Annotated in this window: 21 protein-coding genes; 5 read left to right on the top strand and 16 right to left on the bottom strand. The window is 46.5% G+C overall.

The features are described 5' to 3' along the window. Positions 1-3: 3 nt before the first annotated feature. Positions 4-1,482: a serine/threonine-protein kinase gene (locus tag DW800_RS07705; protein WP_005833302.1), complete on the top strand. Its 1,479-nt coding sequence runs from the start codon at positions 4-6 to the stop codon at positions 1,480-1,482. A gap of 59 nt (positions 1,483-1,541) precedes the next feature. Here the strand turns inward: DW800_RS07705 and DW800_RS07710 are convergent, their stop codons facing one another. Beyond that, positions 1,542-2,672 (bottom strand): DUF2027 domain-containing protein, encoded by a 1,131-nt coding sequence (locus DW800_RS07710; RefSeq protein ID WP_005830082.1) that lies wholly within the window; start codon positions 2,670-2,672, stop codon positions 1,542-1,544. 127 nt (positions 2,673-2,799) lie between these two features. Here DW800_RS07710 and DW800_RS07715 point away from each other — a divergent pair, with 127 nt between their 5' ends. After that, positions 2,800-4,029: an S-adenosylmethionine:tRNA ribosyltransferase-isomerase gene (locus tag DW800_RS07715; RefSeq protein ID WP_005830078.1), complete on the top strand. Its 1,230-nt coding sequence runs from the start codon at positions 2,800-2,802 to the stop codon at positions 4,027-4,029. Positions 4,030-4,034: 5 nt separating this feature from the next. Beyond that, on the top strand, positions 4,035-4,538 hold the full coding sequence (locus DW800_RS07720) for an NUDIX hydrolase (protein WP_005830075.1): 504 nt from the start codon (positions 4,035-4,037) through the stop codon (positions 4,536-4,538). A 16-nt stretch (positions 4,539-4,554) separates the two neighbouring features. Here the strand turns inward: DW800_RS07720 and DW800_RS07725 are convergent, their stop codons facing one another. The 9 genes from DW800_RS07725 to DW800_RS07765 form a co-directional block, all read right to left on the bottom strand. Beyond that, positions 4,555-5,910: an alanine/glycine:cation symporter family protein gene (locus DW800_RS07725; protein WP_119957954.1), complete on the bottom strand. Its 1,356-nt coding sequence runs from the start codon at positions 5,908-5,910 to the stop codon at positions 4,555-4,557. 99 nt (positions 5,911-6,009) lie between these two features. Next, the gene (gene glmM / locus DW800_RS07730) at positions 6,010-7,398 is read right to left on the bottom strand and encodes a phosphoglucosamine mutase (protein ID WP_005833310.1); all 1,389 of its coding nucleotides are present in this window, start codon (positions 7,396-7,398) and stop codon (positions 6,010-6,012) included. A gap of 25 nt (positions 7,399-7,423) precedes the next feature. Continuing rightward, on the bottom strand, positions 7,424-8,035 hold the full coding sequence (locus DW800_RS07735; RefSeq protein WP_005830068.1) for a DUF4827 domain-containing protein: 612 nt from the start codon (positions 8,033-8,035) through the stop codon (positions 7,424-7,426). Between the two features lie 103 nt (positions 8,036-8,138). Beyond that, on the bottom strand, positions 8,139-9,176 hold the full coding sequence (locus tag DW800_RS07740) for a DHH family phosphoesterase (RefSeq protein ID WP_005830066.1): 1,038 nt from the start codon (positions 9,174-9,176) through the stop codon (positions 8,139-8,141). 86 nt (positions 9,177-9,262) lie between these two features. Then, a complete protein-coding gene (locus DW800_RS07745; RefSeq protein WP_117703979.1) occupies positions 9,263-11,299 on the bottom strand; it encodes a ComEC/Rec2 family competence protein in 2,037 nt (678 codons plus the stop codon). Between the two features lie 58 nt (positions 11,300-11,357). Then, entirely contained in the window at positions 11,358-12,008 is a 651-nt protein-coding gene (gene rpe / locus DW800_RS07750; protein WP_005830060.1) for a ribulose-phosphate 3-epimerase, read from the bottom strand. A 265-nt stretch (positions 12,009-12,273) separates the two neighbouring features. Beyond that, positions 12,274-13,245 carry a methionyl-tRNA formyltransferase gene (fmt, locus tag DW800_RS07755; RefSeq protein WP_005833316.1) on the bottom strand — a complete coding sequence of 324 codons (972 nt, stop codon included), beginning with the start codon at positions 13,243-13,245 and terminating at the stop codon, positions 12,274-12,276. Positions 13,246-13,418: 173 nt separating this feature from the next. After that, complete coding sequence (locus DW800_RS07760; RefSeq protein ID WP_016273078.1) at positions 13,419-15,209, bottom strand: chloride channel protein; 1,791 nt, start codon at positions 15,207-15,209, stop codon at positions 13,419-13,421. Positions 15,210-15,217: 8 nt separating this feature from the next. Next, positions 15,218-15,781 (bottom strand): L-threonylcarbamoyladenylate synthase, encoded by a 564-nt coding sequence (locus tag DW800_RS07765; protein WP_005830050.1) that lies wholly within the window; start codon positions 15,779-15,781, stop codon positions 15,218-15,220. An 80-nt stretch (positions 15,782-15,861) separates the two neighbouring features. Here DW800_RS07765 and DW800_RS07770 point away from each other — a divergent pair, with 80 nt between their 5' ends. Both DW800_RS07770 and DW800_RS07775 read left to right on the top strand, forming a co-directional pair. Further along, positions 15,862-16,296, top strand: coding sequence for an acyl-CoA thioesterase (locus DW800_RS07770; protein ID WP_025834051.1), 435 nt, complete (start codon positions 15,862-15,864; stop codon positions 16,294-16,296). A gap of 67 nt (positions 16,297-16,363) precedes the next feature. After that, positions 16,364-17,536, top strand: a complete 1,173-nt coding sequence (locus DW800_RS07775) for a xylose operon transcription regulator XylR (protein WP_025834049.1) — start codon at positions 16,364-16,366, stop codon at positions 17,534-17,536. A gap of 1 nt (position 17,537) precedes the next feature. Here the strand turns inward: DW800_RS07775 and DW800_RS07780 are convergent, their stop codons facing one another. From DW800_RS07780 to DW800_RS07805, 6 genes are all read right to left on the bottom strand, one after another. Further along, positions 17,538-18,986: a PA14 domain-containing protein gene (locus DW800_RS07780; RefSeq protein ID WP_119957981.1), complete on the bottom strand. Its 1,449-nt coding sequence runs from the start codon at positions 18,984-18,986 to the stop codon at positions 17,538-17,540. A gap of 12 nt (positions 18,987-18,998) precedes the next feature. Beyond that, positions 18,999-21,320 (bottom strand): glycoside hydrolase family 20 protein, encoded by a 2,322-nt coding sequence (locus tag DW800_RS07785; RefSeq protein WP_119957955.1) that lies wholly within the window; start codon positions 21,318-21,320, stop codon positions 18,999-19,001. Continuing rightward, the gene (locus DW800_RS07790; RefSeq protein WP_025834045.1) at positions 21,317-22,768 is read right to left on the bottom strand and encodes a glycoside hydrolase family 125 protein; all 1,452 of its coding nucleotides are present in this window, start codon (positions 22,766-22,768) and stop codon (positions 21,317-21,319) included. Before DW800_RS07790 ends, DW800_RS07785 begins: the two co-directional genes overlap by 4 nt. Positions 22,769-22,782: 14 nt before the next feature. Beyond that, a complete protein-coding gene (locus DW800_RS07795) occupies positions 22,783-24,387 on the bottom strand; it encodes an MGH1-like glycoside hydrolase domain-containing protein (RefSeq protein ID WP_119957956.1) in 1,605 nt (534 codons plus the stop codon). A gap of 19 nt (positions 24,388-24,406) precedes the next feature. Beyond that, positions 24,407-25,549, bottom strand: coding sequence for an alkaline phosphatase (locus DW800_RS07800; RefSeq protein ID WP_119957957.1), 1,143 nt, complete (start codon positions 25,547-25,549; stop codon positions 24,407-24,409). A gap of 111 nt (positions 25,550-25,660) precedes the next feature. Continuing rightward, a complete protein-coding gene (locus tag DW800_RS07805) occupies positions 25,661-26,530 on the bottom strand; it encodes an endonuclease/exonuclease/phosphatase family protein (protein WP_025834044.1) in 870 nt (289 codons plus the stop codon). Positions 26,531-26,547: the final 17 nt, after the last annotated feature.

Raw genomic sequence — 26,547 nt, forward strand, 5'->3', positions numbered from 1 at the left:
ACTATGCAACTGAAAAATGGTGATATATTTGCTGAACACTATCAGCTGAAGAAACTATTAGGAGTCGGAAGCTTTGGTGAAGTCTGGCTTGCCCGAAATATATTAGCAGATGTAGACGTTGCCATAAAGTTGTACGGACTGTTGGATGACAACGGCATAAAAGATTTCCGGGAAGAATTCAAACTTGCCTACAAATTACACCATCCCAATCTACTGCACCTTAATCATTTTGATGTTTTTGGACAGTGCCCTTTTTTGGTAATGCCTTACTGTCCCAAAGGGTCCTCAGCGAGCTTGAAAGGCAAAATGTCTGAAAAGCAAATCTGGCGCTTCATACGCGATGTATCATGCGGATTGATGTTTCTTCATAATCAGAATCCTCCTATCATTCATCAAGATATAAAACCCGATAATATTTTGATAGGGGATGATGACAAATTCATCATCTCAGATTTTGGCATCAGCCGTAAACTGGAGCATACTTTTCGTAAAAGTATCAACAAAGTAGAAAGTTCCGGAACACTTGCCTATATGGGACCAGAACGTTTTGCAGAGAAACCACTGATTGTGGCTACCAGCGATATATGGTCTTTAGGGATGAGTGTTTATGAATTATCCACTGGTCTTGTATTATGGGAAGGTATGGGAGGTTGTGTCCAACTGAATGGTGCACATATTCCAGCATTAGATGAGAAATATTCTTCCCAATTGTCCCAGTTTGTTCACGCATGCCTTGCCCTCAACACTTGGGACCGCCCCACAGCCCAACAAGCCTATGAGTTTGCTTGCTCCATACTAAAACAAACAAAGACAGACTCTCCTTCAGTACAGCTGAAGCCTATTGCTCCACTTTTTCCTAAAACAACATCACCACGCCTTAAAGAAAAGTTCTGTCCTTCGAACATGCATAAACGCATAGCAGGATGGACCGGCCTTGGTATAGTATTGATTCTATTGCTTGTCAAAGGAGGTTCCATATACTTTAGACACCTTGAAGAAGAGCGCAAGTACGCTGCATGCCGTACAGAAGAAGACTACAGAGATTTTCTAAAAGAATACCCCTCCTCATCTCATGCAAACTTTATAAAACAATTTTTGGGAAACAAGGTAAATCCAATCTCCCCAATAAATAGAGAAGAAAACATCGTTATGGACTCGGTAAAAACGGATACTGCAAAACTTGAACAGTTCCAAGAGGAACCTAAAAAACAGATTGTCCACCCACATCCACAACCTTCTTCACAGCCAGTTCTTCCCATTACTGATATAAGAGAAGTCAGAAGAGAAAATGAAGAACGCCTCTTCTATAGTTGCCAGTCGGTAGCAGATTACGAAGAATATTTGCGAAAATATCCCAAAGGCAGGTTTGTACACAAAGCCAAAAGAGCAATCCAGCAAATAGAATCAGAAATGATGCAGTCCAATCCTTCCACTCAAGAAATACACATAAGAAAAAATACAAGAGTCAATGTCAGACTATAAATAATGAATAGGGCATTCCAACGTTTGAACTGCCCTATTCACTATTCAAATACTTGATTTTATTTAATCGTCACCATCGTCGCCCCAAATCCGTACTCCTGGAACGAAGCATCCTGATGGCGGCAGTCAGGATATTTACGTTTCAGCTCGTCCAGCAAGGCTTTACGCAGCACTCCATCTCCCTTGCCGTGAATAAAGACGATGCGTTGTTCGCGCCTTTTTTTGTATTGTTCCATCACTTCACGAAACTTATCCAGCTGGTAATTCAATATTTCGCTGTTGCTCATACCGCAGGTGTCATCCAGTAACTCGCCGATATGCAGGTCAATCTCGACAATCCCATTCTTGCCGCCACGCTTGATGACCGTCTGCGGTTTGGACGGAGTATCTGCCGTTTTTTTCTGTATCAAAGCCTCCTTCAGTTCCTCTGCCGAAACATACACCTGCTTGACAGGCTGGTCATTCCGGACAATATCATACACCAAGGCCGGTGTTTCAAAGAAAACCGTCTGCTGGAATGTATGCAGTTTATAGAACTTTACCATATCTATGCGGACTTCCACACTGACAGCCGGTTTCATTGTGAACGCACGGTTATCTTTGAATGCCACCAGCTGTACCATCACACGTTCACGGTCGTTCAACTCGGACTTTTCGAACTCCTCCAGCAGAAGTTTCGTATTCGGCTCTATCAAACCATGCGAACGGGCTGTCCAGGACTTTCCTTCGGCACTCGAATAGGTATAATACATATAATAATTACTATCGTTCACCAAATATGTCTCGAAAGGTGTAGTGCTGACAGCCTTGATATCCTCCGGAACAAAAGCCAGAAAAACATTCAGGATATCTCCGCCTTTCATCTCGGGCTGACGATAAACAGATATCTGCGGTTTCTCCAAACGGACCGATTGAGGCTCCGAAACCTGAGACTCCATAGCAGACGGCCTTGCCGCAGTAGCGGCCGTGCGCAATTGTTGCTCTTCTTCCCGCTTCTTCTTGGCAGCCGCTTTGGCTGCCGGAGTGGGGATATTATAATCATCGGTCTCTATCACCACACATTCGTTTATGGGCATCGGTATGTCAAAACCGTCGGCATCTTCCACCAACACGATGTTTTTCCCTTGAAATCCTGTCACAACACCGCCCCCAACTTCGCTGAGGAAACGAACTTTATCTCCTATCTTCATAGTAACTTATCTTTTAGTTTGTCTTTTCCTACTTTCTTCCTGCAAAGTTAGGAATTATTTCCCTTATTCTTCAAATCTTCCCAAATATCCGTACCTTTGCAGCCGATATAATAAAGAGAAAGCCATCATGAAAGAAGACCCCAGACATATCAGAATCAGCGAATTCAACTACCCGTTGCCGGACGAACGCATTGCAAAGTTCCCATTGTCCGTACGTGACCAGTCCAAACTGTTATTGTATCGCCACGGAGAAGTTTCAGAAGACAGATTCACTTCACTGCCGGAGTATCTGCCATCGGGAAGCCTGATGATATTCAACAATACCAAAGTCATCCAAGCACGCCTGCATTTCCGGAAAGAAACGGGAGCACTGATTGAAGTATTCTGCCTGGAACCCATACAGCCGAACGACTACGCCCTCAACTTCCAGCAAACCGAGCATGCCGCCTGGCTCTGCATGGTCGGCAACCTGAAAAAATGGAAGGAAGGCATGCTGAGACGTGAGATGACCGTGAAAGGCAAGTCACTCACCCTGACCGCCGAACGGGGTGAATGCCACGGAACCAGCCATTGGATAAACTTCCGCTGGAATAATCCGGAAGTGACTTTTGCCGACATTCTCGAGGTCTTCGGTGAATTGCCCATCCCCCCCTACTTGAACCGGGAGACCCAGGAAAGTGACAAGGAGACTTACCAGACTGTCTACTCCAAAATCAAAGGTTCGGTGGCTGCCCCTACAGCGGGACTGCATTTCACCCCACGCGTATTGGACGCATTGCGCAATAAAGGAGTAGAATTGGAAGAGCTGACACTCCATGTGGGAGCCGGAACCTTCAAACCGGTGAAAAGTGAAGAAATAGAAGGGCACGAAATGCATACGGAATACATCTCTGTCTCGCGCAACACATTGGAAAAACTCATAGTACACGGCGGCAAGGCAGTGGCCGTAGGAACAACTTCAGTGCGCACATTGGAAAGCCTTTATCACATCGGAGTCACTTTACTGAATAATCCAGAAGCCACAGAGGAAGACTTGCACGTCCACCAATGGCAACCTTATGAAATGTCTGCCAAGGCCACCGCCACCTCTGCAGTAGAAGCCCTGCAAGCCATTGCTGCCTATCTGGACAGACATAGCATGGAGGCTCTGCATACCAGCACTCAAATCATTATCGCTCCGGGATATGAATACAAAATCGTGAAGGCTATGGTGACTAATTTCCACCAACCGCAAAGTACCTTGCTGCTGCTCGTATCAGCTTTCGTACACGGTGATTGGCCGAAGATTTACAACTATGCACTGGCACATGATTTCCGCTTCCTGAGCTATGGAGATTCATCATTATTAATACCCTAAGCACAATGAACCACGATAACAATCAAGAGATGTTCCCCCTTGTCGACGAACAAGGCAACATCACAGGTGCCGCCACCCGTGGCGAATGCCATAACGGTAGCAAACTGCTTCATCCGGTAATCCATCTTCATGTATTCAATTCCAAAGGTGAGTTGTATCTACAGAAACGTCCCGAATGGAAAGACATACAACCAGGGAAGTGGGACACCTCCGTAGGCGGACACGTCGATTTAGGTGAAAGTGTAGAGATGGCGCTAAAACGCGAAGTACGCGAAGAGCTCGGCATTACCGACTTTATTCCCGAAACCGTCATGCATTACGTCTTCGAGTCTGCCCGCGAAAAGGAACTGGTCTTCGTACACAAAACTGTCTACGACGGTGAAATACATCCCAGTGACGAGCTGGACGGAGGACGTTTTTGGAGCCCCGATGAAATCAAGGCAAATATCGGCAAAGGTGTATTCACCCCGAATTTTGAAGGAGAGATAGGAAAGGTCATCAACTTGTAGTGGAAGCTGCTTTCTATCAGTTCGCAAAATATTCCTTCATCTTTCTCCTGACCCGTGGAGCAAGTAACAGCAGTGACGTCATCGTAGGCAATGCCATCAAGGCAAAAGCCAAATCCATGATGGCAACCACTGCTCCCAACGGAATCATGGCAGCCACAACAATCATCACCAAATAGAAGTAGTTATAATACTTGGCATTCTCCGCACCAAACAAGAAGTTGGTGCACTTCAGTCCATAATACGAATAAGAGAACATGGTAGAAAAGGCAAAGAAAAAGACCATCACCATCAACAGATAATGCCCATAGCCGGGAAGGAGCTGCTCAAAAGAATTCAAAGCAATATAAAGGCCTTTTATGCCTCCTTCCGACGCATAGTTTCCAGCTATAAGAATAGGGAAGGCCGTCAATGTACAAACAAGCCCCGAGTCGATGGCCGGTCCAATCATGGCTACCAGCCCCTCACGAATGGGATTGTCATTACGGGAGGCGCCATGCATCATAGAGGCCGTACCTACGCCTGCTTCATTGACGTAGGCAGCACGGCGGGCACCAGTCAGTGCAGTTCCCAAAATTCCACCGATACCGGCTTCCAGGCTGAAGGCAGACTGGAAAATGGAAGCCAACACTCCCGGCAACTTATCAAAATTCAAACAAAGAATAACGAAGACAAGCAGCATATAGCAAGTAACCATCACCGGCACTATTTTAGCCGAGATAACCGAAATGCGCCGGATGCCACCGATAATGACTGCCCCTACCACCAGGCTAATGACAATACCCATCACAAAACGCAGACCGAGTGTATTCTCTATTCCTGCCGGAGTAGTAAATACCGTAGTGACAGACTCGACCAACTGATTGGCTTGCATTACACACAACGTACCTATCAACCCCACCACCGCAAAGAAATAAGCAAACGGTTTCCAGCGTTCGCCCAACCCATGAAGAATGATATACATCGTCCCCCCTTGCGGTTCTCCGGCAGAATCGTATCCTTTGTACATAATGGCAAGAGCCCCTTCAAAGAATTTGGTGGACATACCCACAACGGCACTTACCCACATCCAGAAAATGGCTCCGGGCCCTCCTACTGTAATAGCGATAGCCACCCCCGCAATATTCCCCATACCCACTGTTGACGCTATGGCGCTCATCAAGGCCTGGAAAGAACTGATTTGTCCTTCGCCCGCCACTTCCGATTTATAGCGTAAGGCCTTTATCGAATATCCGATGCGGCAGAGGGACACAGCTCCGGAATAAAAGAACAAGAAAAGTCCTCCCCCTATCAGAAGGATAAATAAGGGATACCCGCAGACAAAGTCACTGACAGTGGTTATTGCTGAGCCTATAGAATCTAAAATACCATTCATAGTAGTAGTTTGATGGAGGAGTTCATGGGAAGGTTTAAAAAAAGTCCCACTTCTCTTTCACGGGAAAGTGGGACATTCATTATAACATTTCGTTCGGCCTTATTTAGCCAGGTCTTCAATCACCTTCATAATCTGCTGGCCGATTTCCTCGGCAGCCTCCGGTGTGGCAGCCTCACTATAGACACGGATAATCGGTTCCGTATTGCTCTTACGCAGATGAACCCATTTGTCGGGGAAGTCAATCTTCACACCGTCTATATCATTGATTTCTTCATTCTTATACAGCTCCTTCACCTTGGCAAGAATAGCATCTACATCTGTTTCAGGAGTCAAGTCTACACGATTCTTTGCCATGAAGTATGCAGGATAGGATGCACGGAGTTCGCTCACCTTCTTACCTTCGTGTGCCAGATGGCTCAAGAACAAGGCAATACCTACCAAGGCATCACGTCCATAGTGGCTGGCCGGATAGATTACCCCACCGTTTCCTTCGCCACCGATAACGGCACCTACTTCCTTCATTTTGGTAGTTACATTCACTTCACCTACGGCAGAAGCGTAATATTCTTGCCCATACTTGCGAGTTACATCGCGCAAGGCACGGGTCGAACTCAAATTGGATACCGTATTGCCCGGAGTATGTTTCAATACGTAGTCGGCAACAGTAACCAGTGTATATTCTTCACCGTACATCTTGCCGTCTTCGCAAATCATTGCCAGGCGGTCTACATCAGGGTCTACAACAAATGCAACATCTGCCTTCCCCCCTTTCATCAGATTCATGATGTCACCCAAGTTCTTTTCCAGAGGCTCGGGATTATGCTGGAAGTTACCGGTCGGTTCGCAATAGAGCTTCTCTACGTGCTGAACGCCAAGTTGTTCAAGTAGTTGCGGCAGAATAATACCACCTACAGAGTTTACACAATCGATGGCTACACGGAAGTTTGCCTTTCGGATAGCTTCCACATCTACGAGGTCAAGTGCCAATACGCTGTCGATGTGTTTCTGGTTGTAGCTTAAATCCTGACGGTACGAGCCAAGTTGGTCCACTTCGGCATAGTCGAACTCTTCGGCAGCTGCAATGCGGAGTACTTCCTGGCCTTCGGCAGCGTTCAGAAATTCGCCCTTTTCATTCAGCAGTTTCAACGCATTCCACTGCTTGGGATTGTGTGAGGCAGTCAGAATAATACCTCCACTGGCACCTTCCATGGTTACAGCCAGCTCGGTAGTCGGAGTAGAAGCCAAATCAATATCCACTACATCCCAGCCCATACCCATCAAGGTACCGACTACTACGTTCTTGACCATCTCGCCAGAGATGCGGGCATCACGCCCTACCACGATTTTGTTACTTTTTACAGTACACGTCTTACGAATCAGGGTAGCATAAGCTGAAGTGAACTTCACAATGTCGAGCGGATTCAATCCCTCGCCAGCACCACCGCCAATTGTTCCGCGGATTCCAGAAATAGATTTGATTAGAGTCATAGGTTAATGATTTAAAATTTATCGGTTAGTTCCAAATTTGGAGTTTATGTAAATCGTAATAATAAGGATGAACGTCCCGCATAGCATCCGACTGTCCCATCTTGGAAGGAACAATCAGCTTCACATGTGCTCCGTTACGAATATAATTCAACGCAACCAGCCAGCCAGCAGGTACAGACGAACCATGATATATAAGCATATAGCCTTGAGTGAAAAGTCCGGCAATAGACGAAGAAGTAACAGAATATCTAAACTCATCCACAACAGTCGGACTATTCATATTGGTTATATACGATTTCACCCCTCCAACAGCTATCAACCCTTGTTCTTCAAAGCGCACCAAAATCAAATCATTCGGTTTAACTGTATCTGCAGGATTCGTCGAACCTTTATCCACAATCTGCATATACACCCCGCTTGCCAGCTGCACATACTCATTCCTGCTTACATCCGTTGTCGAATCTTGCGCATAGAATTCACTTTGAGAAATAACGACAATGCTACTGTCTTTGATAAATGCTTTGATGGCATCTTTTTCTTCCTCAAGCATTTCGGCATAAGTTTTAGAATTATCGCATGCCTGGAAGGCTAAACAAACTGCAAGTAAGGCAAAAAAGAATAAAGTAAGTTTCTTCATTTCTGTTATTTAGTAATTTCGTACAAAAGTATCTGATTTCCTTGAAAGTTGAAAGCTGCGGATAGAAAGTTCGTAACTTTTAACCTTTACAACTGAACTTTTTTTATCCTTTGGCATTCAGCAGCGGTTTGTATTTCTCCAAAGCCTGCTCAAAGACCTTGCGGGCCTCATCCATCGTTCCATAAAATTCACCGCCGGAAGCATTCAAATGACCGCCGCCGCCAAAGAACTCGGCAGCCAGCTGATTGCAGGGGAATGTACCGACCGAACGTAAAGAAATCTTTATCATCGGCTTCTCCGTATCTTCACGCAGGAAGCAAGAGAAAATTACCCCTTTGATGCTTAAAGGAATGTTCACAAACCCCTCACTATCTCCACGCACATAGTCGAACTGGCTTTGTTCGGCTTTAGTCAGAGAAATTAAGGCTGCATGATAGTCCGGATAGACCTTCATTTGTGACAAGACATATCCCATTAGGCGCAAACGGCTTTCTGAATAAGTATTGAACACCTTGCGGTAAATCTCGTCCTTGTCAATACCTTTCGACAACAGTTCGCTGATGATGAAATAGATTTCCCGGTTATTGGAATTGTAAGTAAACCCGCCGGTATCCGTCATCATACCCGTATAGATGCACTCTGCTCCTTCCCTTGAAATGTCACTGAAATAGCCCATACGGCAAATCAGGCGGAAAACCAGTTCCGAAGTGGAAGATATCTCCGGATGGGAAATGATAATCTTGCAGAAATCCTCCGGATGGAGATGATGGTCTATCAGTATTTTTCTTGCCGGGGATGCAAGAACAGCGTCACCCATGGCATCTATACGATGGATAGCATTAAAGTCCAGACAACAAATGACATCCGCCTCGGCAATCAGCTTGTCGGCAAACTCCTTGTAGCGGTCGTACAGAAGGACGTCCTTGCTCCCGGGCATCCATTTCAAGAAGTCGGGAAAGGCGTTCGGCACAATAACATTCGCCGTCTTTCCCTGCGAGCTGAAGAAGTGCCACAAGCCCAGAGAAGAGCCGATGGCGTCCCCGTCGGGACCCACATGTGAAACGATTACTATCTTGTCTGCACGGTCAAACCATTTGGTGAAATGGTCTATCTTGGATTGTTCTATTACTTTGGTCAACATATTTTTATTTACTATTTGACGATTGACTATTTACTATTTGGCGTTTATAACAAATTGAAGGGGCAAAAGTACGAAAAGTTTGTGATTTATAACAATATGCGGTAAGAACCTTTTTGAGAAAGAAGAAGATAGGGAATACCTAAGCGAACGCAATCATTGGCAATCTTATTCTGATAATAGTCTGAAAGAGAAGCGTCAAGCACCACCATGCCCATGGAAAAGAGCGAAGTAAGTTCCTCTATCCCACCTTGATACCCCTTGGAGACATACAGATAATCAACTGAAAGGGGACGGGAAGAGCTCTTGTTTCTCCAACGGTTGTCGGAAAGAAGACAGATGCGCTTACCGGCGTAAGAGACAATCTGGTTGCGCATGGATAAGCCGGAAGTGGTATAATCTCCGGCAACCAGTCGGGGAGTCTCCAGACGCAGGCGGTTCCAATGCGGAGAAAGGACACGGCACAGACGCGGCATATCCGGCAAGCTATCGGTACATGCCAACCAAGAATGACGGTTGTCTGCCATACAATGGACAATGGGACAACCTCTCACGCTATAAAAAGCAATCCTCTGCCGGGGAGCATTGGACATGATGGAAAGGGAATGCCAGGAAACCACTGCCAACAATGCCAGCAACGCAAAGCAGACTCTACGTACCGTAAGGCGTAGAAAGCCATAATATGCCATCCCCAAGAACAGATAGACGAGCAAAACACCCCATATATCCAGCCAAATATCATCAACAGCAGCGCCGGGAAGATGCTCTATCCAGCGGAGCACTTCATTCTGGACATGTACCAATGCCTCTACTACCCTTGCAAACAGATGTTGTACAAAAGGCAGCGGCGTAAGCATCAACAGAAAGACAGCCGAATACAGAACGAGCGACACCATGGGAATTACCCAAAGATTAGTCAACAGAAAATGAGTGGAAAAACGGGAGAAATAGAAAATGACCAAAGGGGCCGTACCCAGCTGAGCCGCCATGGACACTGTCATAAGTCCCCACAAATATCGCAGGAAACGATTGTCAACCTTCCAAAGGGCATATAACTTAGGCTGTACAAGTACAATAGCTGCAACCGCCGAGAATGACAACTGAAAACCGACATCAAACAACCAGACCGGCTTGCACAGCAGCATCAGGAAAGCAGTTGCCGCCAGCGTATTCAGAGTCAGCGGCTTTTCCGGCTGCAAACCGGCAAACGCCAACAAAGAGAACATGATGACCGACCGCACCACCGAGGAAGACAATCCCGTGAAAAAAGCAAAACTCACCAAGAAAAGGACCAGAAGCAAAAGCAACAAAGGTTTCAACCGCCGCCATCGCCTCCACAAAGGACGAAGCACAAACAAGAGCAAAGCATACAGAAACCCTATATGCAATCCCGAAAGTGCCAGTACATGGCTGGCTCCCGAGACAGAGTAGGTCTCCACAATATCATCGCTCAGTTCCTCTTTATCCCCCACCGTCAACGCAGAAAGTACGGCCAATTCATCAGCTTCAAAACCCAAACTCCGGTATAAGCCAACTACTTTCGCCCTATAATCCAGTGCCACCTGGCTGACAGTGCGGGAGGCATCATGCCCCGTCTTCCGCCAATGTCCGTCAGCCACGTAGGCCGTGCCGCTATAACCTTTCCGCCTCAGGTAGCGAGCATAGTCAAACTCGTCGGGATTACCATTGTTCGCCAGAGGAGCAAGCCGGACAGATACCAACAACTCATCACCACGGCACAAAGTGACCGTAGCAGAATCTTTCGGGAAATAAGCCAGAAAAAGATGATTCCGGGGACAACCCGTAACTGTATCCTGCTCCACCTCTCCCAGCAGGGCAACCCTGCACAATATGCTGCGCTCCCTCTCTTCTGGATGCTCGCGGATACAAACCCTATAAACAGCAGGTTTGCCCGAAAAGGGAAATACCGTCTTTCCCTGCTGCCAACTCATCAAGCAGCCCCCCGTACCACCCAAGAAAAGGTATACCGCCGCTCCATACACCCATCCGGTATGCTTGTATCTACCTATAATAAAAAGAAAAAGCAGAAAACCTGCCACATACTCCCATGCAGAAAGCACGTGTGGAAACGCATCTCCACACAAAATACCAACTACCAACGGCATCAACAGTCGAAGGAAAGGATGCCGTTGCCAGCTGTCGATTATCAATCCAGAAGACGGATTACAGATTCCTTAATGCACGGATGGCCTCCTTCGGATCGGGAGCCGAGAAAACGGCATTGCCTGCCACCAGTACATCTGCTCCAGCTTCTACCAGACGCGAACCGGTTTCCAAGTTTACGCCACCGTCCACTTCTATCAAGGCCTGCGAACCGGTAACCGTAATCAATTCACGCAACTCGCGCACTTTATCAAGAGAATGCTCTATGAACTTTTGTCCGCCGAAGCCGGGATTTACGCTCATTATCAGCACCATGTATACATCATTAATAATATCCTTCAACAAGGACACGGGAGTTGCCGGATTAATCGTTACCGCCGGCTGCATCCCTGCTTCGCGGATTTGCTGCACCACGCGGTGCAGATGCGGACAAGCCTCGTAATGCACATTCATGACATGTGCTCCCAGAGCCTTCACCTCCGGAATAAACTTCTCCGGCTGTACAATCATCAGATGCACATCCAAAGGCTTCTGCGACAGTTTTGCCACATACTTCAGTACCGGGAATCCGAAAGAAATATTAGGGACAAACACACCGTCCATGATGTCGATATGTACCCACTCCGCCTCACTTTCGTTAATCATTTCAATGTCTCGTGCCAGATAACCAAAATCGGCAGAGAGAATAGAAGGGGATATGATTGGTTTCATAATGTTATGTTCTAAAGTTTACGAACTTTGTTATGTACAAATATAGAGAAAAGATTTAATTCAGCCTAACATTGGAAATCAAAACTCTCACTGCAAACTTACTGCATACCTTTTGCAGCGTCACTGCAAACGTGTTGCAGTAGCACTGCAAAGCAGTTGCAGTCACACTGCATATTAGTTGCAGCAACACTGCAAAGCGGTTTGCAGTGACGCTGCAAAACGAGTGCAGTAGTTTTGCAGTAGGAAGTCATTGAATGACAATCAGTTATTTCATCACGTATCCTTCCGTCAACCGGAAGCCGCGCAACAGTTCATCCGTTTTCAGTTTCTTCTTGCCCGGAAGCTGGAGGGAGCAGATGCCGACAAAGCCATCTTCGGCAGCAACGCGGATATAGGTCTTCCCGTCTGTCTGCAAGGTTCCGGGAACCAGTTGATGGGATTCCCCTATTTTCTCCGTCTCGAAGATTTTTACCACAACAGATTCTCCACCGGGTTGGACCAGCTCCGTCCAAGCGGCAGGATAGGGAGAAAGGCCGCGTACAAAATCGTAAATACGCTTCACCGGGCGGTTCCAGTCAATACGACAAGTATCTTTGAAGATTTTCGGTGCCGGACGCAGTTCACCCACGACGGCCATTTCTTCTTGAGGAATACTTTTCACTGTACCGGCAAGAATGGCATCTACGGTTTCTACCACCAGGCGACCGCCCAACAGCATCAGTTTGTCGTGGACGATACCCACGTTGTCCGTATCGGCAATGGGTACCCGTACCTGCTGGATAACCTCACCGGTGTCAATCTCATGTTTCAGGAAGAAAGTGGTGATGCCCGTTTCCGTATCACCATTAATCACCGCCCAGTTGATGGGGGCTGCGCCGCGATACTGCGGAAGCAGGGAAGCATGCAGGTTGAAGGTGCCCAATCGCGGCATGTTCCATACCACCTCCGGCAACATGCGGAAGGCAACGACTATCTGCAAATCGGCCTTCCATGCACGCAACGCCTCCACAAAAGCCTCATCCTTCAGCTTCTCCGGCTGAAGAAGCGGAAGATTATGTTCCAGTGCATACTGTTTCACCGGAGAGAATTGGAGCTTATGTCCCCGTCCGGCAGGCTTGTCGGGCATCGTAATGACACCCACCACATTGTAACCTCCTTCTACCAGACAACGAAGAGCCTCCACCGCAAAGTCGGGAGTACCCATATATACAATCCTCAAATTCTTCTTTTCCACCATTTCATTTACAATTTACCATTTACAATGTACCATTTGCGAGGCAACTCATTTGCCCATTTACAATTTACCATTTACAATGTACGAAGCATCTTCTTTGCGATTTACAATGCCCCATCACCCCGAACGGCAAATAGTAACTTGTAAATAGTAAAATAGTAAATACCAAAAAGTCCTCAGTCTTCTGAAAAATGTACCAATACTTCACGGTACGAGTTGAATATCTTCGACTTGGACACGAAGCCCAAGTATTTGTTTTCCGCATCCACCACCGGCAGATTCCACGCCTTCGTATCATCAAAGGTGCGCATCACCTGCTCCATACTGTCCGTATCATACAGACGTGCCGGAGCCGAAGTCATCAGTTTTCCCACCGTGAAGCGATGATATAACTCCTGGCGGAACATAATGTTCCGGATATCGTCCAACAAGACAATGCCAATCAACACCCCTTCCTTATCCGTCACGGGAAAAACATTGCGATGCGAGGCGGAAATAGCCTTTACCAGTTCACCCAAATCCATTTCGGGATGCACGGTCACAAAATCCTTTTCCACCACATTCTCCATTTTCATCAGGGTAAGGATAGCCTTGTCCTTATGGTGCGTCAACAGTTCTCCTTTCTTGGCCAAACGCATGGAATAGATACTATGAGGCTCGAACATGATGATGGTAAGATAGGAACTGACGGAAACAATCATCAGTGGCAGAAACAGGTCGTATCCTCCCGTAAGCTCGGCTATGAGGAACACGCCGGTCAGCGGAGCGTGCATGACCCCACTCATGACCCCCGCCATTCCCATCAAGGCAAAGTTCTTCTCGGGCAGATAAGCCGTCATCTCTATTTCATTGCTGAAATGTGAAAAGACAAAACCGGCAATACAACCCAGATACAACGAAGGTGCGAAGATACCGCCGCAACCGCCACCGCCATTCGTGGCACTCGAAGCAAAGACCTTAAACAGAATAATCAGTATGAGGTATATCAGCAACAGGTTGCCGTGCCCGTAGAAGAAGGAATTATTCATCACCGTGTCCCATTCGGCATTGCTCATCCCATTCAGCAACAACTCTATCGTATCGTAACCTTCGCCATACAACGGAGGAAAAAGGAATATCAAGATACTCAGCATGGCACCACCCATTATCAGCTTCTTATATGGAGTTCTCAACCTTCCGAACACGCCTTCCACAGAGTTCATGGCCCGGGTAAAATAAAGGGAAACCAATCCACAGAAGATACCCAGCATAATGACATACGGAATACGCTCCAATTCGAAAGCTTGGTCCAGATGGAATTTGAACATGGCATCCGTACCCGTCACGATATAGGAAACAGTTGCAGCCGTCACCGCAGATATCAGCAACGGCAACAAGGAGGACATTGTCAAATCTATCATCAGTACCTCCAGCGTAAATACCAGACCGGCAATCGGCGCCTTGAAAATGCCTGCAACCGCACCGGCAGCACCACATCCCACCAATAGCATCAGCGTACGATGCTCCATCTTGAAGATGGTTCCCAGATTGGAACCGATAGCCGAACCCGTCAGCACAATAGGCGCCTCCGCCCCGACCGAACCACCGAAACCGATGGTAATGGAACTGGCTATGATGGACGACCAAGTGTTATGCCGTTTGATGCGTCCCTGCCGCCGCGAGATGGCGTATAGGATTTTGGTAACACCATGACTGATGTCGTCCTTCACCACGTAGCGGACAAACAATCCGGTCAGGAAGATACCCACTACCGGATAGACCAGATAAAGGTAGTTGGCTTCCGTCGCATTGAAATTATCCGTCAGGAAGTTCTGTATCCAGTGTATGATGACTTTCAGTATCAGTGCGGCGAATGCCGTAAAGATACCTACAAGAAAACTGAGAATCAGTATGAACCGCTTTTCCTTGATATTCTTTTCGCGCCATATGATGAAGCGCTGCAACAAACTCCTCTTGTCCTCTGCCATTTTTCCTTTTATTCGCGAATAATCTTAATGACTCCACCCTTGCCCAACTTGATGATACTGGACGGTTTCGGGCGTCCCGTTTCCTCCTGGCGGTATCCTACTATATAATCCACCGCAGACTTGATGTCTTCACTTATTTCACTGAAGTTACCGGGAGACGGTTGCCCGCTGACATTGGCAGAAGTAGAGACTATCGCCTTGCGGAACTGCTGACAAAGCCGTTTTGAAAATGCCTCACTGGTGACACGGATACCTACACTACCATCTTCGGCAAGCAAGTTAGGAGCCAGATTACGCGCTCCGGAATAAATTATGGTAAGGGGCTTGTCAGCCAGTTCTATCAAATCCCAGGCAACCTCCGGAACATCCTGCACATAGAAATCCACCTTTACCGGAGAATCTACCAATACCAGCATCGCCTTACTGTCAGAGCGTTGCTTGATTTCATATACACGGCGCACCGCTTCTTCATTGGTAGCGTCACAACCTATACCCCAAATCGTATCTGTCGGATACAGAATTACCCCGCCCTCGCTCATTACCTGGCAGGCTTTTTTGATGTCTTCTATCATTTCTTGATATATAAGTTCACGGATTAACACGCAAAAATAGTATTTTTGCAGCGATTATAAACAAAGTTTAAGAGAAAACAATGGAAGAAATTCAATTTAACCACACCCTGCCCATACAATTACGCTTTAATGACATCGACAAATTCGGCCATGTAAACAACACTGTTTACTTCTCTTTCTATGATTTAGGAAAAACAGAATACTTCGCTTCCGTATGCCCGAATGTAGATTGGGAAAAGGATGGCATTGTTGTCGTCCATATCGAAGCAAATTTCCTTGCACAAATTTATGGTTCGGACCATATTGCCGTGCAAACAGCCGTTACCGAAATAGGGACCAAGAGTTTCCATCTGGCACAGCGTGTCATCGATACGGAAACTCAAGAAGTAAAATGCGTTTGTACTTCCGTCATGGTAGCCTTCGACCTTGCCAAACACGAATCCAAGCCACTGGAAGAAGAATGGGTTGAAGCAATCTGCAAATATGAGGGAAAAGATTTGAAGAAAAAGAAATAAAATCCTATATTTGTCAATTAAGCTAACATTTGTATAAGTAACAATCAGTTACATTTAGTCAACTGCTATGATTCGATTGATATTATTGACCGATTTTACAGAGTCCTTTTCGTACAATCTGCTAAAGGGGGTATTGGCCTATTCCAAAAGCCATGAGCCATGGGTAGTATGCCGTATGCCGCCCTCCTACAAAAACAGTCATGGTATAGAAGGAGTCTTGAAATGGGCAAAGACATGGCAGGCAGATGCAATCATCGGCAGATTTGACAATGATGACAATGTGGAGCTATTCCGTGAAAACGGAATTATCGCGTTGGCCCAGGATTATAAATCAAGGTTCAGCAATATTCCAAACATCACCGGCGATTACCGCAAGACCGGCAGAATGGCAGCAGAGTTTTTTCTGAGTAAAGGCTTTCAGAATTTCGCATTCTACGGTTATCGCGATACGGTATGGTCACAAGAACGTTGCGAGGGTTTCTATGAATGTATAGCAGCCCAAGGGTTTGGAAACAATTTCTATTCTTATCAGGACCAATCCCTTGATGACTTATGGTTTTATGAGGCACCGCCCCTGCTCAATTGGTTAAAGTCATTGCCACAACCTACGGCACTCATGGCTTGCGATGACAATCAAGGCAACCGCATTACGGAAATCTGTAAAGTCAACAACATCAGAGTGCCCGACAAGATAGCAATATTAGGAGTCGACAATGATGAGATTATATGCAATCTTTCAGACCCTCCCCTATCCAGTATCAGCCAAAACATTGTAAGAGGCGGATTTGAGGCAGCCGCCCTCATAGAACATCTATTGAATGATGAGGAGGCCACTTATCAGGACGTTGTGCTCCAACCGGTTAATATCATCAACCGGCTTTCGACCGACTTCTATTCTACCACCGATACCCATATCCAAACCGCTCTGAAATATATCCATCAGAATATAGCGGCTGATATCACTGTATCGGATATAGTGAAACAGGTACCATTATCACGCCGTTTATTGGAGATTCGTTTCAAGCAAGTCACCCAGCAGTCCATCCACAAATATATCTTCAACCTTAGGATGGAACGCTTTGCCCAATTGCTGTTGGCCAGTGATGCTCCGATTGCAGATGTGGCGGAACAAGTCGGAATAAACAACCTGAAGAACTTGTCCCGCCAATTCAAAGCTTTGAAGAAAATCTCTCCCAATGAATATCGGAAAGAGTACCGGACAAAGAGTTACCAGCGCTGATTTAATCCGGTACAAACAACATGGTATCAGGCAACACGGTTTCCAGAACATTCCGTCCCGAATACCCGACTTCCAATTCCTGGCCCATGTAATCTTCGAAATACAGCAGGTGCAACTCGTGGTATCCTGCTTCAAGAGCAACTTTCCCTTCGGCACGGCGTCCGCTGTGTCCGCCGTCGTTATCAACAATCAATTTACCGTCTATGTATAGTTTAGAACCATCATCGGAAAAAGTATAGAAACGGTATACTCCCCTTTCTGGAATTTTCACCAACGTACGGAAATCATAAGCAAAATGATCAGGGACGGCTGCTTCTTCAATCGAGAAGTTCTTCATCACCCCTTCCTTCACTTTATTGCAGGCGGCAATATCGGCAACACGTTTACATTTGCCTTCATAATAGGTATATGCCACACCCTGCTTCTTGGGAGAAGTTCCCGTAGCCGGCAAATAAGCCATACTCTGCTCCTCATCCGAATTCAGACCTGAAGGGTAATAGTAGGCAGCCTCCCTGCCCGAAGGAGTGGAAATCCATGTGTCAAATTTGAATTGGTCTTCGTACAGTTCAATGATACGGGCTCCTCTCGTCAACTCTCCATACGCATCCGCACCGGTCACCCGTCCGTATCCCAATGCAATACCTTTATCTATTCCTATAAAGTCGTTATCATGGTCATGTCCCACAAATACTCCCATTACATCCCTCATGTCAAGGAAGGCAGCAAACATACCGGAATTGATGTTAGCGGAGGCAACTCCACCTTCTTTGTCATTGCCATAAGTTTTCCCGTCACCTCTGATTTCGTTGTATTCAATCAGCGGAATATGGAAAAAGGCCAAAGCAGGGACGGGATTACCACCGTTTTTCTCCGCAAAGTGTTTACTTTGCTTTCTGTACCATTCTATTTGGTCGAAATGAATCCAGTCGTAAGCACCATAGATTTTATTAGGCTGATAGTCGTTGGAATCCATGCAATAGAGCAATGCCTCTACCTGGTCCTTCTTCTCCGGACTATAAATAGGAATCACGCAATTGCCGCATCCCATAATATCTTCAGGGCCTTTTGCCCCCACATAGTAGGGAGACTTCAAGAGGAAATCATAGATTTCATTGCGCGTCAAGTATTCGGCATCATGGTTTCCCATCATCACCACAAAAGGCATCTTGGCCTCATTGAAAATAGCCACTACGCTTTTCCATCCATCCATAGCAGGGTCATCGGTCACCACATCCCCACTCAGTACAGCAATGTCCGGATGTTCGGCTGCCAGGACAGCACGGATAGTAGCTGCCGTTTCGGCACACTTTGCAGAACCCGGCATCCAGTGCAAATCTGTAAACTGTGCTACTACAAACTTGCCATCCTTAAAAAAGAATTGCTTCTGCGCAAAAGCCGTTACCGGCATACAGCCCAACAGTACAACTAAAAGAACAACTATTTTCTTCATCATTTCTTGAGATTAATATATTTCTATTTCATCTATTGCCAACTCACTCTGCAACCCTTCATGAAAATATCCTTTCGGGCACAAGCCACCACTCAATAATTCCAAGCGGACAAATGCAGCTTCCGTTTCGGCAAATGAAAGAGATGCCGGGAAGCGGGTACCTTCCGTCAAGGTAAAATCATAAGTCAGCCGTTTAGTGCCCACCGGAATAAAAGTCTGACCATCCATTGAAACAGAGGCACCCATCGCTCTTGCCGGCCATATCTCATTTACCGGCCGCCATAAAGAAGAAAAGGCAACTTCCTTGACTTTTTGAGGTTTCTTCAGTTCCACTACAATCTGTACGGTATCCTGGTAGAAGCTAATCCAGCGACGCATGTCGCGGGCATAGCCACGTCGTCCATCAGTCAGCCCGAAGCCTTTATTCAAGTGTTCCCATCCTGCTTCAGGATTACAAGTATAGTCACATCCGGTTGCCTTGTTTACAGCAAAACTCTTGCGGGTCACTTTCCCCAGCGGCTTACCGTCTCTGTAAACTGCCGAATAAACAGTTGCATCCTCGTCCAACGGTATCGGAGTCTCATAAAGGGAAGATGAAGTGTTGACCGTTGAATCATTTACGGCATAGTAAATATCAGCATCCGGACAGAAGGTGTTCAAAGTCACCTCATAAGTCTGTTGCGACTTGTTCCACGCACCAGTCTGATTGACTTCATAGAAGTTGCGGCAAGCATTCACTCCGCAATCATCCAATCGTTCAAACTCCTTATCCAGCCTGCGGGCAAACGATTCGAAGTCCTTATGTTCCGGCAGTGTCCATTGCACCTCTGACATAGCCAGCAAACGGGGGAAAGCCATATATTCAAAATACTCGGGATTCTGTATATACTCTCCCCAGATATTGGCTTGTACACCTATTATATAAGCTTGTTCTTCCGGAGTCAGCTCGGCAGGAAGCGGGTTATAATTGTACACCGTATCCAACGGAAGGAAACCGCCGATAGCCAACGGGGCAAATTCCGGACTTTCCTGGTAGTAATCCAAATAACACTTTTTGCCGGGTGTCATAATGACCTTATGCCGTTGGTGAGCCGCTTCGATGCCTCCTTTTTCGCCACGCCATGACATGACGGTAGCATTAGGGGCAAGCCCTCCTTCCAGAATCTCATCCCACCCGATGATGTCACGCCCTTTGCTGTTCACAAATTGCTCAATCCGATGGATAAACCAACTTTGCAGAGCTTCTTCATCGGGCAGACCTTCCCGCTTCATCAAATGCTGGCAATGGGCACACTTCTTCCATGCTTTCTTGGGGCACTCATCTCCACCAATGTGGATATAATGGCTGGGGAAGAGTTCCATAACTTCCGTCAGCACATCTTCCAGAAACTCAAAAGTATGCTCTTTGGGACAATAGACCTCATCAAAAACATCAAAATAATCACGCACCACATAAGTCTTTCCCAGTCCGCAAGAAAGTTCCGGATAGGAAGCCAGTGCTGCGGATGCATGTCCCGGCATTTCAATTTCGGGAATGACCGTAATGAAACGGTCGGATGCATACTTCACAATTTCCTTTATTTCTTCCTGCGTATAATAGCCTCTCTTTTCTTTTCCATCGTAACGCCGTGGAAAATAATAATCAGAGTGTCCTATCTGAGTCTGTTTACGATAAGAACCTATTTCAGTCAGTTTCGGGTATTTCTTTATTTCTATTCTCCATCCTTGGTCATCTGTCAGATGAAAATGGAATTTATTCAATTTATAGAATGCCATCAAATCAAGAAACTTCAGCACTTCCTCTTTTGGCAGAAAATTACGTCCTACATCCATCATAGCCCCACGATGAGGAAAACGGGGAGCATCCGTAATGCTGACAGCAGGAATCCTAATCTTTTCCTCGTATTTCCGGTCACCATCATAAATGGCTGCCGGCATGAGTTGCAGCAAAGACTGGACACCATAAAAAAATCCGGCGGCAGTTTCATTGGAAGATATATTTATCCTATCGGAAGAAACCTCCAATGTATAGGCCTCATCGGGCAAGGAATTATCTATGGATAAGCAAATATCAGCCTTTCCCGTTTCCGAAATACCCTTCAGCGTTACAGAAGTGTTTTTCAACGCATCCTCCAAATAATGAAAAACTTTCATCGCGGCTTCCCCGGAAGGGACAGCCACTGTTTTTTCCCCTTGCAGGACATACACTCCCTGCATTGGAGCAAGTTCATTCGGCATGGGTATAATACCATAGTTTGTCGCTACATCATCAGCCACTCTCCCACAAGAGAGAAAAAAGAATGACATAGCCAGTAACCAATATCTTATCTTCATAGTATTTGGGATAATAAGTTGGGATATTCCTTGACTGTCTTCAGTATCAGTTCACCGAACAAAGTATTTGTCCAGGCAAACCAGGAACGAGTAAAGTCCGCGGCATCCTCCGAATGGAAAGACTCATGCATAAAGCCCGTCCCCCCGTCCGTATCACGAAGTTGCTTCAGACAAGCACGTATTTCTTCGGAATCATCCGTTGTAAAAGCCTTCATAATGATGCTCATCGGCCAGATATAATTCAGTCCCACATGAGGGCCTCCTACCCCTTCGCCGGCTTTTCCTTTAAAGAAATAAGGATTATTGTCACTCCATATCATTTTGCGGGTATTCTGGTAAATCGCATCTTTAAAAGAGCAATAACCCAGATAAGGCGCAGCCAACAAACTGGGTACATTGGCATCGTCCATACAAAGCGCGTTACCAAAACCGTCGACCTCAAAAGCATAAATACGTCCACAAACCGGATGATTGAAAGTACCATACCTGCGGATAGCTGCATCCACTTCATCTGCCAGTGCTATACATTCGCCGGAGAAGTCCTTGTTTCCATAAACTTTATCCTCTATCTCAGCCAATTGGCGCAATGACACAACCGCAAACATATTAGAAGGAATCAGAAAACCGTATTGTGTAGCATCATCTGACGGACGGAAAGAAGAAACGATTAAGCCGACCGGCTTTACCGGTGCCCCCCATCCGTTGTTAATCTGCGAATCTGTAGGGCGGTCGCAATCGCGCGTAAAGCTATAAGGTCCTAAGTCTTGTTTCCTCTGTTGCTCTTTAAAGGTCTTGACCACCAGCAGCATAGCTTTATGCCAATTTTCATCGAACACAGACGTGTCTTCCGTGTATTGCCAATAATGATAGGCCAAACGAATGGGATAGCACAAAGAATCTATCTCCCATTTGCGTTCATGCAGTTCCTTAACCATATGTTGTGTATGGTCGGTTTCCCAATAGCTGCCCAACGGCCCGTCGTTGAAGGCATTGGCATACGGGTCTATCAAGATACATTCAGTCTGTCTGTTGACAAGTCCTGCCACCATCAGCTGCAAGTCCTTATCTTTCTTCATCAACGGCAGATAGGGCCATACTTGCGCTGAAGAGTCGCGCAGCCACATGGCATCTATATCACCTGTAATGACGAAAGTATCTGGTCGGCCATTTTTCACTCTATATCTGACAGTAGTGTCAAGCGTATTGGGAAAACAGTTCTCGAACATCCAACGCAACTTCTCGTCCTTTATTTTAGGCTTTGCTTCTTCAATGGCAGCATCTACTGCCTTCGAAATGAAGCTCCTTTTGCTTGCAGAAGGACGCAACGAAACATATCTCCGGCTCAAAATCCCGGATGAAGATAATACGGAAGCGGGCTGAAAGGTCATAGCAGCCAAGGCAAGCCCGCCAGTCTTCAGAAATTGGCGTCTTGACATATTGTTTTTCATGATTGATGTCTTCTTTAATAGGTATGCTTACCGGATGTCACATTTATCTTTTTCTCTTTTCCACCATAGAGTACACACAGTTCAAAATCTATATTGGAATCTACTGTAATACGAGGTTCATCACTTGCCGAACGGCGTGCCTCAGCTTTTAAGGAGATAAGCCCTTCCGGACCAAAAGGATAGCGTTCTATGCCGTTAGTCTCCGTCAAATTCATATCCCAGATAATCTGCTTTTTGGCATAATCTCCCCGAATACCGATAATAAATTCTATCAATTCGGCAATAGGAGGAAGTCCTGCCCAACCCACAAAATTATCCCTTGCCATAAATCCCGGCTCAGCACTTTCCGGAGCATAATATTCCCAAAAAGTTCCAGTCTTCTTATAGACCTCAAATACCTGGGCATAATGATTCAAACAAATCTCCCGTGCCAGTTTACCATAACCTTTCTGCACAAGACCCTGCATCACCATGTAATTAGTTCCCGGCCATACGCCACCCTGCCAATAACGGCCATTCTCCTTGTACTTGGGATTATCGGCAGACAAAGAAGGAATACGGTGTTTCCGGTTGAATGTGGCAGGATTATCCAATTCCTTCACCATGCGGTCCAACTGTACAGAATCCAATACATCAGTAAACAGAGCCCAATAGGCACCTATTCCCTTGGTTGTACAGAGCGTACCGTCAGCATACTGGTCGTAGAGGAAACCGGTCTTTTCATCCCAAAGATTGTCATGGATATATTTTCCCAGCATCTTGGCTTCGTCTTCAAACTCTTCTATCTCTTGCCAACGTTCCAGATAAAATCCCATCTCAAGTAGTAAATTGGCAGTAAATAATTGCTGTAGGTTTGTATCCAGCCAAATCATATGCCCGTGACTGTAGATAGGGCTATATTCCGACGGAACACGGGGCATATTATCCATACCGGTTCCCCATCCGCTTGACCAGTAGGTTCCATTTCTCCAGGTATGGTTCAATTTCAGCCACTTATAATAAGCACAAAGTACCGGAAATATCTTGTGCAGGCGTTCCGTATCACCAAACTGATGGAAATAGACCATCTCACACCAAGGCATCAAGTTCGGTCCGGTACTCACCGGATCATAGCGTTCGAAGCAATCGGCACCATCCGCCTTTATTTCACGGCAAATGAAACCGTCGGGATGCTGCTTGGCGTAAAAGTTGTTCAGCGTATTCTGGAAAGGAAAGAAACGGGTACCATAACGGGCAAACATCAGAATGAAAGAGGAATCCCACATAAAGATATTACCATTATAAGCTGTATCCAAATAGCTTGAGACAAAACCCGAGCCTGCTTGAGGAGCACGGATATTGCCGATAGCTATTTCCCATGCCTTCCAATACATTTCAAGTTCTTTCTCGTGTCCGCCCCAAATGGGATTGGGAAGAATCTGCCGGGCTTCCTCGAAGCTTTTCGGCACAATCGTCTCAGGTTTTGCCACACGATATTCGTTTTCTGTGACCAACGGTTCTTTTACATACGTATTTTTATAAGGCAAATGATACTTTTCATCATTGCCACAGCTCTGGGCATTGAGCGACGAACCCGCCGAGAGCGACAACAGACCTGCCAATAAAACATGTTTCAGCATGGGAAATAGAGTTATTTGGTTATAATTTAAGCAACTTCTTTATTTTATCAAAGATGGCCGTATTCTCATAGATTCCGGTAAAATCTTCCGCTCCGGGACCAAAAGCATATACAGGCACCATCACACCGCTATGGCTGCCGGTGGAAAACTTGCAGACAATCTTGCCTTGTTTCAAATCGCCGTCCACAAGCGTAAGTCCTCCGGTTTCATGGTCGGCCGTCACTACAACCAGCGTTTCGCCGTCCTTGGCAGCCCATTCATAGATAGCTCCGATGGTACGGTCAAAGTCGTGCGTTTCCTGCATCAGCAAGTCCAGGTCGTTGAAATGTCCGTAATCATCCAACTGCGAGCCCTCTATCATCATGAAGAACCCTTTCTTGTTCTGATTCAGTAATTCGATACCTTTCAAGGATGCACGCGCCAAGAGGTCGCCACGCTCTGCCGGAAGAGGTGTATCCTTTGGATAAGGCACTGCAAACACCTTGCCACTCCCTATAGCCGCCAGTTCGTCCCAAGTGCGGGGTGTCTGGAAGCCCTTCGTACGCAGTTCTTCAAACAAATTGCGTCCGTCCTTCCGGTTCTCGAAGTATTGTGCACCGCCACCAAACACATAGTCGGCCTTGCAATCCACATATCCCGTCACCACATCCTCTTCTGCATCCCTGTCCTTGTTGTGACAGCAGAAGTCGGCAGGAGTGGCATCCCACAGGCGGCAGGTCACTGCCAGACCCGTTGATTTTCCTTTTTCCGAAGCCAAATCAATCAGAGATTTCAAAGGTCGCCCTTCCGTATCCACTCCCACATAGTGGTAATTGGTCTTTTGTCCGGTGGCAATCGCCGTTCCTCCGGCACCGGAGTCCGTAATCAGCTTGTCGGCACAATAAGTCTTAGACAAACCCACCGCCTGGCAGTTGTCCAGAAAAAGCTTTCCCCTGTTTGCGGTCCATGCCGAATAGACGTGCATCAAGCTCATCCCGTCGCCAATCATCAGGATGACGTTCTTCACCTTCTTGCCTTGCGGAGGTGTTATTTTGGTCACTTCATACGGTTGTTCCAACACGTAGGTCTGTTCTTTGTCACGGCGGCTTTGTGCCGATGTTCCAACGGGCAGCAACACGATTGCCAAAAGTGCCCATACACTTATCTTTGCTATTCTTTTCATCTTTTTATTTTTTATTTTTCACCACAAATTTCCAGATTGACACAAATTCTTCTCTTAATTCATAATTCAAAAAAACTCTGTGTCCTCTGTGGTGAATTACGACATATCATTTCATTCTACCGTCACCAGCACCGGAGCATGGTCCGACAAGAAAGCCCCGTTTTCCGTCTCGGCCAGCACACCATATTTCAGCACTTTCCATCCGTTGCCCACAAACACATAATCTATCAGTGAACGACGTTCGTAGGGAATGCTGCCGAAATCGTGGAAACTCCATGCAGGTCCATATACCACGGGCGACACCGTGCGTGCATCCGTCAGATGTCCCGGGTCTTCCGGGTTGGTGATATGCTTGATGACATCCGACTCCGGTGTAGAGTTAAAGTCTCCGGTCAGCACCACCGGCATCCCGTTACCCAATTCTTTCACTTTATTCAAGATAAGGCTGATTCCCTCGCGGCGTGCCACAACGCCCACATGATCCAAGTGCGTGTTCATGGCCAGGCACTCCTTGCCCGAAACCTTGTCCTTCAATTTCGCCCATGAGGCAACACGTTCACAAGCACCGTCCCAACCTTTGGAACCTGCCACTTCGGGCGTTTCGCTCAGCCAGAATGTGCCGGAATCAAGTACCTCAAAACGCTCTTTCTTATACCAGAGCGCGCTATATTCTCCTTTTTCCTTACCATCTGTGCGACCCACACCTATCACTCCATAATCCGGAAGGCGCTGCTGCAAGTCCTGCAACTGGTTGTGCAGCACCTCCTGCGTGCCCACAATGTCCGCATCATAAAAGCGGATGGCATTGGCCGCACGGTCTTTCCTGTACTGCCAATTGTTCAGGCTGTCTTCCGGATTGTCATACCTTATATTGAAAGACATCACATTCATAGTAGATTCCTGTACGGCAGGCTTGTCCTGTTTCTCCTGTCCGCACGATGCGAGCAGAAGCGGGAAAAGTAATAAAGCTATTTTCTTCATGGTTATCTGTTTTTTGA

It is taken from the genome of Bacteroides sp. AM32-11AC, from assembly GCF_003603515.1.
GTDB classification, from domain to species: Bacteria; Bacteroidota; Bacteroidia; order Bacteroidales; family Bacteroidaceae; genus Bacteroides; species Bacteroides uniformis.